The organism is Paenibacillus sp. FSL R10-2734, assembly GCF_037963865.1.
Taxonomy (GTDB): Bacteria; Bacillota; Bacilli; order Paenibacillales; family Paenibacillaceae; genus Paenibacillus_AQ.
The window spans coordinates 5056962-5072039 of the sequence record NZ_CP150170.1; the positions used below are offsets into that span (position 1 = coordinate 5056962).

16 protein-coding genes are annotated in these 15078 nt (G+C 44.2%); 2 read left to right on the top strand and 14 right to left on the bottom strand.

Annotation, left to right across the window (positions count from 1 at the left end):
- Window positions 1-27: 27 nt before the first annotated feature.
- The 5 genes from NSS67_RS22205 to NSS67_RS22225 form a co-directional block, all read right to left on the bottom strand.
- On the bottom strand, window positions 28-213 hold the full coding sequence (locus NSS67_RS22205; protein ID WP_339315762.1) for a hypothetical protein: 186 nt from the start codon (window positions 211-213) through the stop codon (window positions 28-30).
- 174 nt (window positions 214-387) lie between these two features.
- On the bottom strand, window positions 388-567 hold the full coding sequence (locus tag NSS67_RS22210) for a hypothetical protein (RefSeq protein ID WP_339315763.1): 180 nt from the start codon (window positions 565-567) through the stop codon (window positions 388-390).
- 91 nt (window positions 568-658) lie between these two features.
- Window positions 659-1345 (bottom strand): LrgB family protein, encoded by a 687-nt coding sequence (locus NSS67_RS22215; RefSeq protein ID WP_339315764.1) that lies wholly within the window; start codon window positions 1343-1345, stop codon window positions 659-661.
- A complete protein-coding gene (locus NSS67_RS22220; RefSeq protein ID WP_339315765.1) occupies window positions 1345-1755 on the bottom strand; it encodes a CidA/LrgA family holin-like protein in 411 nt (136 codons plus the stop codon). The genes NSS67_RS22215 and NSS67_RS22220 overlap by 1 nt, the downstream gene beginning before the upstream one ends.
- A 208-nt stretch (window positions 1756-1963) precedes the next feature.
- The gene (locus NSS67_RS22225; RefSeq protein ID WP_339315766.1) at window positions 1964-2638 is read right to left on the bottom strand and encodes an NAD(P)H-dependent oxidoreductase; all 675 of its coding nucleotides are present in this window, start codon (window positions 2636-2638) and stop codon (window positions 1964-1966) included.
- Between the two features lie 150 nt (window positions 2639-2788).
- On the opposite strand from NSS67_RS22225, the gene NSS67_RS22230 reads away from it, so the two are divergent.
- Complete coding sequence (locus NSS67_RS22230) at window positions 2789-3181, top strand: winged helix-turn-helix transcriptional regulator (protein WP_339315767.1); 393 nt, start codon at window positions 2789-2791, stop codon at window positions 3179-3181.
- Between the two features lie 16 nt (window positions 3182-3197).
- Here NSS67_RS22230 and NSS67_RS22235 read toward each other — a convergent pair whose 3' ends face one another.
- The 9 genes from NSS67_RS22235 to NSS67_RS22275 all read right to left on the bottom strand — a co-directional run bounded on the left by NSS67_RS22235 (window position 3198) and on the right by NSS67_RS22275 (window position 13537).
- On the bottom strand, window positions 3198-3575 hold the full coding sequence (locus NSS67_RS22235) for a YkvA family protein (RefSeq protein ID WP_339315768.1): 378 nt from the start codon (window positions 3573-3575) through the stop codon (window positions 3198-3200).
- 21 nt (window positions 3576-3596) lie between these two features.
- Window positions 3597-4235 (bottom strand): Vat family streptogramin A O-acetyltransferase, encoded by a 639-nt coding sequence (locus NSS67_RS22240; protein ID WP_339315769.1) that lies wholly within the window; start codon window positions 4233-4235, stop codon window positions 3597-3599.
- 141 nt (window positions 4236-4376) lie between these two features.
- Window positions 4377-5651, bottom strand: coding sequence for an L-rhamnose isomerase (rhaA, locus tag NSS67_RS22245; RefSeq protein ID WP_339315770.1), 1275 nt, complete (start codon window positions 5649-5651; stop codon window positions 4377-4379).
- A gap of 477 nt (window positions 5652-6128) precedes the next feature.
- Window positions 6129-7616, bottom strand: coding sequence for a rhamnulokinase (gene rhaB / locus NSS67_RS22250; protein ID WP_339315771.1), 1488 nt, complete (start codon window positions 7614-7616; stop codon window positions 6129-6131).
- Window positions 7617-7643: 27 nt separating this feature from the next.
- Window positions 7644-8372 (bottom strand): lactate utilization protein, encoded by a 729-nt coding sequence (locus tag NSS67_RS22255; protein WP_339315772.1) that lies wholly within the window; start codon window positions 8370-8372, stop codon window positions 7644-7646.
- Window positions 8365-9918: a LutB/LldF family L-lactate oxidation iron-sulfur protein gene (locus tag NSS67_RS22260; RefSeq protein ID WP_339315773.1), complete on the bottom strand. Its 1554-nt coding sequence runs from the start codon at window positions 9916-9918 to the stop codon at window positions 8365-8367. The genes NSS67_RS22255 and NSS67_RS22260 overlap by 8 nt, the downstream gene beginning before the upstream one ends.
- Window positions 9915-10643 carry a (Fe-S)-binding protein gene (locus NSS67_RS22265; protein WP_339315774.1) on the bottom strand — a complete coding sequence of 243 codons (729 nt, stop codon included), beginning with the start codon at window positions 10641-10643 and terminating at the stop codon, window positions 9915-9917. Before NSS67_RS22265 ends, NSS67_RS22260 begins: the two co-directional genes overlap by 4 nt.
- 26 nt (window positions 10644-10669) lie before the next feature.
- Window positions 10670-11428, bottom strand: coding sequence for a DeoR/GlpR family DNA-binding transcription regulator (locus NSS67_RS22270; RefSeq protein WP_339315775.1), 759 nt, complete (start codon window positions 11426-11428; stop codon window positions 10670-10672).
- Between the two features lie 39 nt (window positions 11429-11467).
- On the bottom strand, window positions 11468-13537 hold the full coding sequence (locus NSS67_RS22275) for a bifunctional aldolase/short-chain dehydrogenase (protein ID WP_339315776.1): 2070 nt from the start codon (window positions 13535-13537) through the stop codon (window positions 11468-11470).
- Window positions 13538-14078: 541 nt separating this feature from the next.
- Between NSS67_RS22275 and NSS67_RS22280 the strand changes: the two genes are divergently transcribed.
- Window positions 14079-14987, top strand: a complete 909-nt coding sequence (locus tag NSS67_RS22280; RefSeq protein WP_339315777.1) for an alpha/beta hydrolase — start codon at window positions 14079-14081, stop codon at window positions 14985-14987.
- Window positions 14988-15078 lie beyond the last annotated feature (91 nt).

Genomic DNA, 15078 nt, shown 5'->3' on the forward strand with positions numbered 1-15078 from the left:
TGCAGCGGATTCTCTATCATTTCACTCTTATGTTTTACGCTCTTCTTGATCCTGAACCGGTATCCGCGGCTGATCATCGCATTGTTTCTGTATCGTATCCATTGTAAGCTCACTGCGTACGCCAAAGTTTGAACCATACTTTTTCTCAAAATTCCCTACTAATGCCTCACCGCGTTTTTGCCGATATCGACTATTCTCATTCCGACTACGCATTTCATTTCCTCCCTGCAACAAGAATGGCTGAGATCCGTGAAAATTGCGAAAAGCTACGACGAGCTTGGAGAAAACACTCTGATGAGGTTGTACCTGAATTCATTATACAATAATTTCTAATATCATCTCAAAAAAAACAGACTGCCTCAAAGGTCAGCCTGTCTTCCGAATCATTTAGTCTAAATTGTTGGGAAGCGGATCTGGGTGTGAGGACTCTGCCGGCTTGGCTACCCAATCATCTGCTTCTGGCTCGATGTCCACACCATTCTCCATCTTCTTAATTTCAGCTAATGAATCGCCGTCTTTATTTTCCTTGTTGCGGATTTCCGCTTCATCTTGAGAATAATCTGACATGTGAAATCCTCCTCAGGGCTTTGCTTTATTTGGTACCTTAGTTATAGTTACCCGATGGAGTGTTTTACAAACATGGTTACGATTAATGAATTTATGGGTACATGATCCAAGCCACCAACGGAGCGATACATGAGCCAACAATAGCGCAGACGGTCATTGCAACAGAACTCATTGAAACAGATTCTGCACCATATTCCAGCGCCTTTGCAGTTCCTAGTGCATGAGAACCTGTCCCTAAACCGATTCCAATGCCAAGCTCACTTCGAATTCTAAACAGCTTTATAATCAAAGGACCGCCAATCGCACCCGTAAATCCGGCAATCATAACAAATACGGAGGTTAGAGAGGAGTCCCCACCTAAACCATTTGAGATCTGTATGGCCACAGGTGTTGTGATAGATTTTGGTAATATAGATAGAACATACAATTTAGAGAATCCTAGCCCTGACGCCAAAAGCAAACCACTAAACATCCCTAGTAACAACCCTACAATAGCCCCCCCCAGGATGGCCGGAAGATTCTCAACTAACACATTACGTTGTTTATACAATGGGTAAGCTAACGCCACTACAGCAGGACCGAGCAATTGATTAATCCATTTTCCGCCTATCATATATGTATCATACGGAATATGAAAAAATAGTAGTATGGCTACAACAAGCACTGTTGATGTAAGCACGGGAATGAGTACAGGAATATGAAAACGTCTATATATCATTGACATCATCAAATAAATAGCAACATTAAGCAGGACGATCCCTGTCGCGAGAATAAACATTATATTTCCTTCCCCTTTTCGCTAAAGCTCTTGCTGCTCCATCTCGCTTTGCTCTTGCCTTTCATATTTGAAAGCCATTGACTGGTATGGGCTGCTGCTGCAATGGTGAGCACGCTGCTAACGATAAGGATCAAGATTAACAGCAAGCCTCTCCCGCTAAAAATATCCATATGCTTCACAATCCCAACCGTCGCTGGAATAAAAAATAATGGCAGGTAGGCTAATATCGTTGTTGCACCATCCTCAATCCACTTCACTGGTACGACCTTGGTTAACAATAAAACAAAGAGCAGCAGTAATCCGACGATACTTCCAGAAACGGGAAGATGCAGCTGCTTTTGCAGGAAGTCTCCAGCCAAGTAGAACAAATAAAGCAGGAGCACTTGGATAATAATGCGAATGATTTTCATGATGCAGGATCCCTTCATTATTAAATTAATTCGATAAAGCTAAAACTAGGTCACCTCAATAAGAGTATCAGAGTTTTCATGAAAATTTCAATTACTTTTCGAATCTTGTAAGAAATAAACAAAAAATCCTGCAAAGTCTCTAGAACGCCGGAGACTTTGCAGGATTTTTTGTTTCGTTACACGGCTCAAAAATGAAGTTCCAGCTTAGTTAAACCCACTGAATGACTCGCTCAGCGATTTGTCTTGTTTTGCCACGTGGTTCATTCAAACGATATCCAAAGGCTACCATACAGGAGATTCCAAAATGCTCAGCATCCATAATCCCTTCTTCGGCAAGGATCTGATCAGTCTTTGCTTTATCGAAACCTTCGATTGGGCAGGAGTCGATTCCGATTAAAGCGGCTGATGTCATCATATTACCAAGGGTAATATAAGTCTGCCGGCAACTCCATTCAAACATTGCGCGCTCATTCTCCATCAATCCGAAATCATCCTTCAAGAACTTATCATAAACTTTACCTTTCCCTTCTGCCACTTCCGAAGGTAGCTTCTGCACATGCTCCATCATCCCTCTAATATAATCAGAGTCAGCAGCCATATCTTTAGGAAGACGTGAGAGAATAATTACAAAATGACTTGCGGTTGGCAATTGCTTTTGGGCTCCCCAGGCATGAGAACGTAATTTTTCACGTATTTCCGGGTTTTGCACTATTACAAAACGCCAAGGCTCGAATCCAAATGAACTTGGTGACAAACGACCAGTTTCCAGAATAAACTGAAAGTCCGCTTCACTAATTTTTTTATTGCTATCAAATTCTTTAGTTGCATGTCTGAACTGGTAAGCAGACAGGATCTCATTCTTGTTTAATGATAAAGTATCCATATTCAACACTCCTTTTGCTTGGTTAGAATCAACGATTCATTTGACTGTTAGCCGATTACATGCTTAATATTAGTGTATATATTCATTCTTTAAAAGTACGCACATTAATGTTATGTAGTATACAAAATGATACTGTGGGAGTTGACGGCTATGCGTGATCGAAAAGGTGGCTTCGGAGATTGCCCAGAAGGCAATAAGGAAGCATGCCCTGTGGAATTTACGCTCGATGTAATAGGCGGGAAATGGAAGGGAATTCTCATCTATCACTTGATGGATGGAACGAAACGGTTTAACGAATTCCGCCGGATATGTCCGGGAATTACTCAACGTATGCTGACCCTGCAGCTTAGAGAGCTAGAAGAAGATGGGGTTGTCCACCGTGAGGTCTACCCTCAGGTCCCCCCGAAAGTCGAATACTCGTTAACTGACTTTGGCAAGACGCTGACCCCTATTATTAAACTCATGAAAGACTGGGGAGAGATTTACAAAACAAAACAGCTTTCCGCAGAAAGCTGCCCAGAAGATATGGATATTACGGTGTAGCTCAAAGCTGCACCTTTTATTTTTCTACATCAAAAAATGCCTCAGCCTTTTCCTTATGCTCATCCGTAACCTGACCTGCTATAGCTTTTATGCCTGCTGCAATAATTGCCGCATCATCTGTAAATCCAAGTCCTAGCAGCGCATCAGGTATCGCATCAATAGGGGAGATAAAATAAGCCAACGCTCCGAAAGCAATTCCCTTCGCCCATAAAGGGGTCTTGGCGTCAATTGCACAATAATACATCGCAATAACATCTTTGGTAAATGGGATCTTGCCTGCGAACTTTTTAGTTTTTGTCCAAAAATTCCGAGTCACCATATCCTCATTCTCTTTGCTGTATGGAAACTTCTCTGCTGTAATTTCCGATGCGTTCTTATCATCATCTTTCTTCATTAAGTATTCCCTCCGCAGGATTCATTTGATTTCTTTAATTTTATTCATATCACTACTGCATAACGCTTCAAGATTGTTAAAGATTCGCTCGGCATCCCAATCCCACCACTTGAGCTCTTCAAGATATTCGATTAAATCATCATCAAAACGTTGTCTAATCACTTTACAGGGATTTCCTCCAGCCACACTATAAGCCGGGATATCTTTCACTACCGTTGAATTTGCTGCGATGACAGCTCCATTTCCAATTTGTACACCAGGCATAATCGTAACATTCTGACCAATCCACACATCGTTACCGATTACTGTATCTCCTTTTAATGGTAGATCTGATAATTCTGGAACTGCATGCTCCCAGCCATTAGCCATGATATTGAAAGGATAAGTCGTAACAGAATTCATCCGATGGTTAGCACCATTCATAATAATTTCAATGCCTTTAGCAATCGCGCAGAACTTTCCTATAATAAGCTTGTCGCCAATAAAATCATAATGATGTGTCACATGTTCCTCAAACTTTTCAGCACCGTTTATATCATCATAATACGTATAGTCACCGACAATAATATTATTTCTGGTAATCACATTTTTGATATAGCAGATACTTTTGATCTGTTCATTAGGATAGAGCGCATTCGGGTTTGGCCCATATTTCTCCATAAATAACGCCTCCCTCTCTTTTGATAAAACATAGCAGAGATCACACTCTTTTTCAAATGAAGCGGTTAATTAGACAGAGAAAAGCGGCTACCGTTTGGTAACCGCCATTCTTTATATTCACGCGTATAGTAAAAGCTAAGTCTAGCGCTTCGATAAAACTTCTATTTCGTATTGCTTCACATCGCTTAACCAGCTTTCCCGGACCGGCACACCATTCGTCGCGCAATAATAATCCCAGACAGCTCCAAACGGATAAGATTTTAATTCCTCAACAAGGGCAAGTCTTGTAGTATAATCCCCATCCAGCTCAATCTGCTTCAATTGCTCGATCGGTTCCAGCATCGCACGAAGAAGAGCCTTAATAGTATTCCGTGTTCCAATGACCCAAGCGGCAATATGATTAATACTTCCGTCAAAGAAATCGAGTCCGATATGCGTTCTGTCTAAGAATTTACCTCGCACTAATTCACGAGCAATCTCCAGGAGTTCATCATCCATAGTCACCACATGATCACTATCCCAGCGAACTGGACGGCTAACATGTAGCAGCAATTGATCACCAAACAGCAGCCAGGAAGACAGCTTATTCGAAATCATCTCGGTCGGATGGAAATGCCCGGCATCGAAGCAAACCGCTTTGCCTCGGCTAAGCGCATAACCCATATAGAATTCATGGGAGCCCACCACATAACTTTCAGAACCAATACCAAACAGTTTGCTTTCTACAGCATCAATATTATATCGCTGATCAATCTCCTCACTGAAGATCTCATCCAGTGATTCTTGAAGTCTTACCCGCGGTGACAAACGATCAATAGGTGTATCTTTATAGCCATCTGGAACCCAGAAATTGGTCACGCAAGGTTGACCTAGTGCCTGTCCAAAAGATTCAGAGATTCTTCGTGAAGCCTTGCAATGAGCAATCCAGAAGTTTCGAATTTCTGCATCTGGGTGGCTTAGTGTGAAGCCATCTTTTGCTTTGTCGTGAGAGAAACAAGTAGGATTGAAATCTAATCCAAGTCCCTGCTCCTTGGCCCAGCTCACCCATTTTTCAAAATGTTTAGGTTCTAGCGCATCAAGGTCTACTGTCTCTTCCGTATCCGCATAAATGGCATGTAGATTAACTTTATGTTGACCTGGGATAAGTGCTAAAGCCTTCTCTAAATCAAGGCGCAGCTCCTCCGGATTTCTAGCCCGACCCGGGTAACTGCCCGTGACCGCGATACCGCCGCTTAGTTCCTTTTCCTTATTCATGAAGCCCTGAACATCGTCTCCCTGCCAGCAATGCAATGAAATCTTGATCGCTGCAAGCTGCTCTAATACCTTATCTACATCGACGCCATGCTGTGCGTAGAGTTTTTTCGCTTCATTATAGCTCGTTTGAACGCTCTTAAAGCTTTCTGTGTTTTGTTCCATGTTTGAGCCTCCATATATTGTCATAGTGTTCTCTATCTGAGGCATTTGTGCCTCTCTTTTGCTCATTTTCCGCTTTTTGCGCTCTATGTGGGGTATTTATACCCTTCTTTTGCTCGTTTTCCGCTTTTTGCGCTCTATGAGGGGGATTTATACCCTTCTTTTGCTCGTTTTCCGCTATTTTCGCTCTATGAGGGGGAATTATACCCTTCTTTTGCTCGTTTTCCGCTATTTTCGCTCTATGTGGGGGATTTATACCCTTCTTTTGCTCGTTTTCCGCTATTTTCGCTCAATGTGGGGGATTTATACCCTTCTTTTGCTCGTTTTCCGCTATTTTCGCTCAATGTAGAGTATTTTTGTACCTCTTTTACTCGTTTTCCGCTTTTTGCGCTCTATGTGGGGTATTTATACCCTTCTTTTGCTCATCCATAGCTATCTAATAGCCATCCCATATATTCTCGGTTACTATATTAGTTACTCTTATACGACCTGCAGCCGAGCAAACTCAGCCAATGCCGCGGTTTTTAAAGTTGAGTCTATCGCCTGCGGAACATAGGTTATTACATCAAATGAACGATAAATAATATCTCTTGCTTCTTGAATATCTGCAACAGTGCCCACACTGATCATCTGCATAACAACATTACCTAACGCTGTTGATTCCGTTGGTCCAGCATAAATCTCCATCTCTAGCAGATCCGCGGCTATCTGACATAGCAGTCCGTTGTTCGCCCCTCCGCCTACGATATGTAGCCGATCCCACTTCTCACCCGTCAATAGCTGAAGATCCTGAACATAGAAATAATAAGAAAGAGCAAGACTGTCAAACACACATCTAGCAAGCTCCCCTGGTGTTTGAGGTATCAGCTGTCCTGTTTCCACACAATAATTGCGTATTTCGCCGACCATGTTCGGCGGATTCATGAATCGTTCATCATTGCAGTATATGATAGATCTAAAAGGGATTTCTTGAGCAGCCAGTTCCACCAATTCGCCGAAGCTATATTGCCCGCAATATTCCTCACGAACCTTTTGAATCAACCACATTCCCATAATATTCTTAAGAAACCGAACCGAGCCGAAGGCTCCCCACTCATTCGTATAGTTACGTTCCATCGCCTCAGGGCTTGTGATTGCTGAACCTCGTTCCACCCCGATGAGCGACCAAGTCCCACTACTCAGAAAGCCCCATTTATCGCTACTTGCAGGAACACCAAGTACAGCTGATGCTGTATCATGAGTGGCTACTGCTATGAACTCACAAACTGGAAGATCACCAAGCGACGCCAATTCTTCAGTCAACCCGCCAATTCGTTCCCCAGATTCCGTTAATGGTGGAAATTGCTCTTTTGAAAGACCAAGCAGTGTTAGAAGATCAGTATCATAATCCCGAGTTTGCAGATTCAGCAGACCTGTGGTTGAAGCATTCGTAACTTCGCTTATTCTACGACCCGTAAGCCTATAATAGAGATAATCTGGGACCAGCAGGATTGAATGCGCTGCTTCCAGCTCTGCCTGATCATGCACAAACAGCTGGTACAACGAATTAATAGGGAGAACTTGTATGCCTGTCTTTTCGTAAACGCTTTCAGATGATATATTGTGATGCAGTCTCTGTACAGCTCCATCCGTTCGGGAGTCACGATAAGAAAACACTTCATGAATCCGTGTGCCCTCCTGATCTAGAAGGACATAATCCACGGCCCAAGTATCAATTCCCACGGTACAATGCTCGATCCCTTTAGACTTCACCTTCTGCAAGCCTTTTACGATTTCAGTAAATAAATAATCCACGTCCCAGTAAAGATTACCATTCTTCTCAGAGAACCCATTACTAAAGCGGTGAATTTCTGTTATGGATAAGGTTCCTCCCGGCTCTTGCAAGGTTCCGCAGACGACTCTCCCACTAGAGGCTCCAATATCGATAGCAATATGATTCTGACCATGTTTATGCACCCCAGCATTCATACCTAAACAACACTCCTTATCTCCCTATCAGCCTACCAGCAAGGCAAATACGACACCTGGACCATGCACACCTATCGTCAGATCATTCTCAATATCCGCTGAACGGCTAGGTCCAGAGATAAAGTGGATGCCTGCTGGTAAACCCGATTGCCCTGCTTCATCAAAATCTATAAGTACTTCACCCAGACGAGTCTTCAGCCGCTCCAGCGGAATGATGGCAATTAATGCGGTAGGCAACAGGCTGACAGAGCGGCCTTTATCCTCAGAAGATAGCACAGTAATAGAACCAGTATAAGCAACTGCATAATCCGCGATCACAATCCCAATATCGGCTTCTGCCGCTCTGGCTTTCCATGCTTCCTGCCCATCCGTATTCCAGACGGACACCCGCGTATCTGCAAGGTCTTCTTCTAGGCGAAATGCTGCAAGCTCGGCGACATTTTGCCGGAGAATATAACGTGCGAGCATGTCATTCGATTTATTGACGATAAAAGCTTTGGCTTCATCCATATCTGCCATACGAAATACATGTCCACCAGCACTTTGAAAATTCGCCGTAAACTGTTCGACACGTTCCTCCGGACTCCATTGGAAATCTTGCCAATAATCTGGAGCACCACGAAAAGGATGTACAGGAGCCACAGTCGTTCTCGGTCTCTTCAGGCGGCGAGCGATATCATTCATGAATGCCTGCTGCTTCTCACGAGAGTCTTGCTCCATCTGCTCCAGCCACTTACTGTGTGTCCCCTCAGTCATGTCCGGCTCCTCCTCCCAGTTCTTCCTTTTTCCGCTTCGCTAGTATATTTTCCATTCGCTTCTGGATTGCTGGGTCCATCTTACGACTGTTCTTGTCTAGCTCCTTCTGCAGCCCTTTCCAGCTCTCACGGAAGGATTCATCCGCCAGCTTCGGAGCAATTCGGTAGTTATTCCAGCCCTTAAGCGGCCCAAGCTTTGATGGAATTCCTCCATCTCGCACAAGCAGCTTCTGTCCGATTCTACCTACCTTCATCACACTACTAAATCGCTGTGACTTCGACATAATTGCGCCAAAGCCTTTCATACCGAGACCCTCCGCTTTGTCTCCATAACCTCGCTCCACCTTACGACGCCGTAAATAGATAAGCATGTCATGCAGAGGGATTTTGACCGGACAAGCCTCATAACAGGCCCCGCACAGACTCGATGCAGACGCGATATCATCCCATTGATCTACGTTTTTATTCAGCGCTGGGGTAAGCACTGCTCCAATGGGTCCACTATAAGTCCCACCATAAGCATGACCGCCGATATGACGGTATACAGGGCAAGCATTTAGACAAGCTCCACAGCGGATGCAGTTCAATAGTTCCTGAAACTCTGGATCACCGAGCTGCTCAGATCGACCATTATCAAGGATAATAATATGCTGCTCTTCCGGTCCGTCACCGTCATCTTTCCTACGGGGGCCCGAAATTCCCGACATATATACGGTTAACTTCTGACCTGTTGCGGAACGAGGCAATAACGTAGCCATTACCTCAAGATCGCTCCAAGAGGGTATAATCCGCTCCATCCCCATCAAGGTAATTTGCGTTTTCGGTAGAGTGGTGACCATGCGGGCGTTGCCTTCATTCTCGAACAGCACCATAGAACCCGTCTCTGCAATAGCAAAATTACACCCAGTCATCCCAATATCCGCTTCTAGAAATTTCTCTCGCAGCTTGCGTCGCACAAATCCGGCAAGGATCGTAGTTTCAGGCAAAAGCTCCTCCCCTGCCTCCTTGGACAACAGCTCTGCAATCTGATAGCGGTTCTTATGAATGGCTGGAATAATAATATGAGATGGAGTTTCTCCGGCAAGCTGAATAATATATTCCCCTAGATCTGTCTCAATCGTCTCCACGTTAATGGATTCCAGCGCGGCATTCAAATGCAGCTCCTCTGTAACCATCGATTTGGATTTGACCACAGAAGCCGCTTGTTTCCGCTGCGCAATCTCTAAGGCAATCTTCACTGCCTCTTCACCCGTTGCTGCAAAATGAATATGCGTGCCGTTTGCTCTTGCATTGTCCGCAAACAGATTCAAATAATAATCGAGATGAGCAATCGTATGTAGGCGGATTTGCCGCCCACGTTCACGCCATTCTTCCCAATGTCCATGGTCGTCAGCCGCCTTCAGTTTCCCGTCACGCAGCCTTTCCGTGGTGAATCGAACTGCTTTACGCAAAAAGTCATTATTCAGTGCCAAGTCTGCACGCTGTTTTACCGTAGCTGGCTTCACACTAGTCGATTCCGATTTAGTTTGGGCGGTTTTCTGACTCATTCTCCACTCACCCCTTCATACAGTAGCTCTGCCAAATGCATGACTCGGACCGGTTTGTGCCGATAACGTAAATTCCCAGCTATATTCATGAGACAGCCCATATCCAGACCTGTTAAGATCTCTGCTTCCGTCTCAAGCACATGATCGGTTTTCTCAGTGACCATCGCCCCAGAAATATCAGACATCTTTATGGCAAAGGTTCCACCAAACCCACAACAGTCCTCGGCAAATGGCAGCGGCACGAGCTTCATCGCCTTCACATTTTGCATTAGCTGCATAGGTTCATCACGTATGCCGAGAATTCGGCTACCATGACAGGAAGGATGATAAGTAACTTTATGCGGAAATACTGCTCCCAGATCAGTTACTCCAAGCACTTGCACCATAAATTGGCTAAATTCATAGGATTTCTGTTGCAAATTCTGAGCCTTGGCCAGATTAACAGGATCATCTTGAAACAATTTAGGATAATGATGAAGCATTCCAGTACAAGATCCGGAAGGAGCAATTACAAAATCACTATCTTCGAATGCTTGCAAAATCGTAAGTGCCGCCTGCCGCGCCTCATTCCAATACCCACTATTGTAAGCAGGCTGTCCGCAGCAGGTCTGCACATCCGGAAATTCCAGTTGTACGCCATATCTTGCAAGCAGACGGGCCATAGCTTCTCCAACCTTCGGGTACACAGCATCACTAACGCATGTAATAAACATTGATACCTTCATGTCTTCATCTCCTGCACAACTATTTTCTACACCGTCGTAACTGCGATGTTCAGCTCCTGTAGCTGCTTCAACTGATCTACAGAAGGGCTATAATCCGTAATCACAACATCCAGTTCACTAGTCGTAGCAACATGTGTAAACGCTTGAGTTCCAAACTTACTGGAGTCGCACAGCAGGATCACTTGCTCCGCTATAGAAATCATCTTACGCTTCACCATAGCTTGCAGCTCATTCGATTCACTAGCGCCGCGTTCGAGATGAAATCCTTTGCAGGAAAAAAACATTTTGTCCACGTGATACAGCTCAAGAGAACGTTCCGCCAGATGACCAACAAAGGACATCGACCTGCGACTCAATTGACCGCCCGTTGAGATCACATCAATTCGTTCCTTCCCACTTAACTCCGCAGCCACCCTGATAGAATTAGTCAGTACAGTTAGTGGCATATCAGGCAAATGAGAGGCCATATACCAAGCCGTCGTACTAGCATCCAGTAAAATTCGATCCCCCGGTTTTATCATCATCACAGCCTCACGAGCAATTTGCTGCTTCTCCGCAGCGTTCATAATTTCACGTTCAGCATATGGGGTCTCTGGCTGACGGTCACGCAGGCTAACGGCTCCACCATGGGAGCGTAGCAGCCTACCTGCCTTTTCCAGTCGATCCAGATCCCGGCGGATAGTCTCCTCCGTCACTTGGCATAATGTACTCAGTTCCGATACACGAATGCTACCGCGTTCATTCACTAGCTCTACGATTCGTTCATATCTGTCTGCAATCAGCATGGATTCCCTCCGTTAACCTATCTATATTCAATCTTCTTCTTATCTAGTAAAAGCTGCTGGTACTCCACCATCAATTGTCAACATGCAGCCCGTAGTTTTCTCTGACTTAGAAGAAGCAAAGAAAGCAACGCCCTCAGCAATATCATGTGGATAAATATTTACAAGCAGTGTTGTGCGTTTACGGTAATGCTCCTCTAGTTGATCAGGTTCAATTCCGTAGGCTGCCGCCCGCTCATTACGCCAGTTCGAATTCCAAATCGCAGAGCCTTGAAGAATGGCATCCGGCAAAATCGTATTAGCGCGAATGCCGAACTCTCCACCTTCAGCTGCAATACAACGAGCTAGATGTGCTTCGAGTGCTTTGGCGGAGCTGTAAGCCGATACGCTTTTTCCAGCAAATATGGAATTTTTGGAGCCAATGAACACCATGCTGCCACCGATTTTTTGTTCCTTCATCACCTTGAAAGCTTCGCGAGCGACGAGAAAATATCCTGTGCCTAGCACGGAAATATTCAAGTTCCACTCTTTTAATGAAGTTTCGTCAAAAGGACTGGAGGTCGCAAGCCCTGCATTGTTCACAATAATATCCACTCCACCATAGAAAAGTGCAGTATCCGCATAAGCTGCAGTAACTTGCTCTTCCTGTGTTACATCCATCTTAACAGCGAACGCACGATTTTCACCGTATTTCTCGTTAATTTCCTCGGCAATTTTCTGCGCGCCCTCCAGGTTGAGGTCTGCCAGCACAACATGTGCTCCTTCTGATACTAGACGACGAGCGGTTTCACTACCGATTCCGCCTGCGCCACCAGTAATGAACGCAACCTTACGCGAGAATTCTGCTTCCGCAGGAGCGAGAGATAACTTATATAATTCCAAAGGCCAATACTCCACATTGTACGATTCGTTCTCACTAAGGGAGACAAAATCACCCAGTGCCGTAGCTCCCCGCATAACAGCGATAGCACGGTGATACAAGGCTCCGCTGATCTTGGAGTTGCTCCAGCTTTTGCCTGTGTTGATCATTCCCACTCCGGGAATCAGAATCACACGCGGCGCGGCTTCGAACATTACATCTCCCTCATGCTTATTGCGATCGAAGTAAGCTTTGTATTGCTCTTTATAAGCGGTTATGGCTTCGTTCAGTTTAGACTTCAATCCATCAATATCACTGGCATTTGGTTCCCATGCAACAAAGAGCGGCAGCATTTTGGTATGTACCAAATGATCCGGACAAGCTGCACCTACACCAGATAATTCCTGCGAGTTAACGCCTCCTACAAAACGCAGCACATCTTCTGCATCATCGAAGGTCAGAATCATTTTACGCTCATCACTAACTGCTCCTCTGATCAGTGGCATTACTGCCGCCGCTACAGCCCGCCGATCTTCTTCCGAAAGTGCATCCGCTTTGCGACCTCCGAATAAGTTCTCATCTTCAATTCTATCTTCGATGTAACGCTCTGCTTCATTAATGATAGAGATTGTCTTCGCATAACAAGCTTCAGGTGTATCTCCCCAAGTTACCAGACCATGCTTCTCCATCAGCACTAATTCTGCTTGTGGATTAGCAAGTACTCCTTCAGCAATCATTTTGGATAAGGTAAAGCCAGGTCGGATATAAGGAACCCACACGAAACGATCCCCGTAAATTTCTTGCGCAATATCTTTACCGTTATGCGCACAGCACAGGCTGATAATCGCATCAGGATGTGTATGATCTACATGTTTGAAGGGTAAAAAAGCATGCAGCAACGTCTCGATGGAAGCACGCGGATGTTTAGGATCTATCATACAGTTCGCGAGATAAGCCACCATTTCCTCATCGGGCATTTCTTCCCGTTCGAATAACGGAGCAATATCCTGAAGCCGCAATCCGGTAAAATTGCCTGCTTTCATCGTAGCGAGGTCCGAGCCGCTCCCCTTCACCCACATTACTTCTACTTCACGACCACGGAAATCTAGTTCTATCGTCTTACTAGAGGTATTGCCTCCTCCAAAATTACAGACTCTACGATCTTCACCCAGCAGATTGGAGCGATATACCAGTGCATCTAAACCTCCGTTGATGTCTTGTTCCCGTGATGAATCCCATAAACTTTGTACCATTTGTGAATACCTCCGTTTTTGAATGTTTATTTTTTTGTTTATTTTTGTTTGTTTTGATTTTAATCTATTTGTTTGTGTTTGAATAGAGCGTTTTCAACAAAATTTAAAATTTATTTCACATTTTAGACGAATCTCCCTTGGATGAGCTGGAATAGCCTCGCAAATAACAAAAAAAGAGCTGCCAATTAGCAACTCTGATAAAACTAAACTAGCAGCATCCTTTAACGGGCCGCATAATTTAATTGCACATTCTACAACTAAAATTCACTATAACGCTCGCGCCTAGTGTTAAGTGTACTTTGTGCAGTTAAATTCCCCCAATCTAGCTGAATCAGCTGATTTCCAGAGAAATAGTTGTACGAAGTACATCTATTTCTCATTAATAGGTGTAAAGTAGCAATTTAGTTGTATGAAATACACTTATCTGCCGCCACCCTCATTTTCACAGTATGTTTCTAATTCCCGCTCCTCCTACCGAACCCTCGTAGTATACTTATTGGAATAAGATGCAGATGTTGTATTTTTGCTAAGGAGGCTTGTGATGGTAAAAAGTTTTAAGAATGCCAAGGGGCAAGAGAGAGTGTGGCAATCGTACGAGCAGCTAGTTCATCGGTGGCCTATTCCCTTTGAAGAGATAGACCTGCCAACCACATATGGGCTGACGCATTGTATCATTTCCGGTCAAAGGAGTAATCCCCCTTTATTTCTGTTTCATGGCGTTGGTGATAACTCGGCGGTCATGTGGATCTTAAATATCGAGGAATTATCGAAGCATTTTTATTGCATCGCTATTGATACTTTGGGCGGACCCGGAAAAAGCATACCTAACGAGCATTTTAACAAACAGAAGTTTCAGCAAGTGGAATGGATTAATGAAATAGCGACGCATCTGAGTATAGAAGTCTTTAATATCGCGGGTGTGTCCAATGGCGCTTATATTGCTTTTAATTATGCAACCAAGCAACCGGACAAAGTGAATCGTGTCGTTTGTTTGGAAGGCGGGATGGTTACTGCACCAATCAAAGCCATGATCCAAACCTTACTAATGATGTTCCCAGAGATTCTGATTCCTACGGATCGCAATTTACTAAAAGTTCTGAAGAAGTTAAGCGCACCTAACTCCCCTTTATTTGACAACCATCCAGAATTAGCTGCTCATCTGATCCTTTTAATGCGCACCCATAATCAGCAAGCGATGTTTGTTCATAAGCTTCATCCATACGATAAAAACGCCGCAGTCGCAGTCAGAGACAAGCTATTTTTTTTAATAGGCGAACATGCGTTAAAACAATCGAAGGCTTTCATAAATATTTTAGAAGATGGAAAGTTTCATTACCAAGTCATTCCCCATGCGGGACATGGCATCAATCATGAGCAACCGGACAAAGTGAACACTAAAATCATTCATTTCCTTACAAACGATAACGATAAACCAATTGCGTCAATATGAAAGCCCTACTATTATGTATGTAATCATTTAATCACATAATCACAGACAAAAGGAGAGGTTCCCCATCAGATACGGAACTCTGGCACATACA

Excerpts from the sequence above, each read along its gene's own strand:
- NSS67_RS22205 (WP_339315762.1), bottom strand. The coding sequence starts at position 213 with ATGCGTAGTCGGAATGAGAATAGTCGATATCGGCAAAAACGCGGTGAG.
- NSS67_RS22210 (WP_339315763.1), bottom strand. The coding sequence starts at position 567 with ATGTCAGATTATTCTCAAGATGAAGCGGAAATCCGCAACAAGGAAAAT.
- NSS67_RS22215 (WP_339315764.1), bottom strand. The coding sequence starts at position 1,345 with ATGTTTATTCTCGCGACAGGGATCGTCCTGCTTAATGTTGCTATTTAT.
- NSS67_RS22220 (WP_339315765.1), bottom strand. The coding sequence starts at position 1,755 with ATGAAAATCATTCGCATTATTATCCAAGTGCTCCTGCTTTATTTGTTC.
- NSS67_RS22225 (WP_339315766.1), bottom strand. The coding sequence starts at position 2,638 with ATGGATACTTTATCATTAAACAAGAATGAGATCCTGTCTGCTTACCAG.
- NSS67_RS22230 (WP_339315767.1), top strand. The coding sequence starts at position 2,789 with ATGCGTGATCGAAAAGGTGGCTTCGGAGATTGCCCAGAAGGCAATAAG.
- NSS67_RS22235 (WP_339315768.1), bottom strand. The coding sequence starts at position 3,575 with ATGAAGAAAGATGATGATAAGAACGCATCGGAAATTACAGCAGAGAAG.
- NSS67_RS22240 (WP_339315769.1), bottom strand. The coding sequence starts at position 4,235 with ATGGAGAAATATGGGCCAAACCCGAATGCGCTCTATCCTAATGAACAG.
- rhaA (WP_339315770.1), bottom strand. The coding sequence starts at position 5,651 with ATGGAACAAAACACAGAAAGCTTTAAGAGCGTTCAAACGAGCTATAAT.
- rhaB (WP_339315771.1), bottom strand. The coding sequence starts at position 7,616 with ATGAATGCTGGGGTGCATAAACATGGTCAGAATCATATTGCTATCGAT.
- NSS67_RS22255 (WP_339315772.1), bottom strand. The coding sequence starts at position 8,372 with ATGACTGAGGGGACACACAGTAAGTGGCTGGAGCAGATGGAGCAAGAC.
- NSS67_RS22260 (WP_339315773.1), bottom strand. The coding sequence starts at position 9,918 with ATGAGTCAGAAAACCGCCCAAACTAAATCGGAATCGACTAGTGTGAAG.
- NSS67_RS22265 (WP_339315774.1), bottom strand. The coding sequence starts at position 10,643 with ATGAAGGTATCAATGTTTATTACATGCGTTAGTGATGCTGTGTACCCG.
- NSS67_RS22270 (WP_339315775.1), bottom strand. The coding sequence starts at position 11,428 with ATGCTGATTGCAGACAGATATGAACGAATCGTAGAGCTAGTGAATGAA.
- NSS67_RS22275 (WP_339315776.1), bottom strand. The coding sequence starts at position 13,537 with ATGGTACAAAGTTTATGGGATTCATCACGGGAACAAGACATCAACGGA.
- NSS67_RS22280 (WP_339315777.1), top strand. The coding sequence starts at position 14,079 with ATGGTAAAAAGTTTTAAGAATGCCAAGGGGCAAGAGAGAGTGTGGCAA.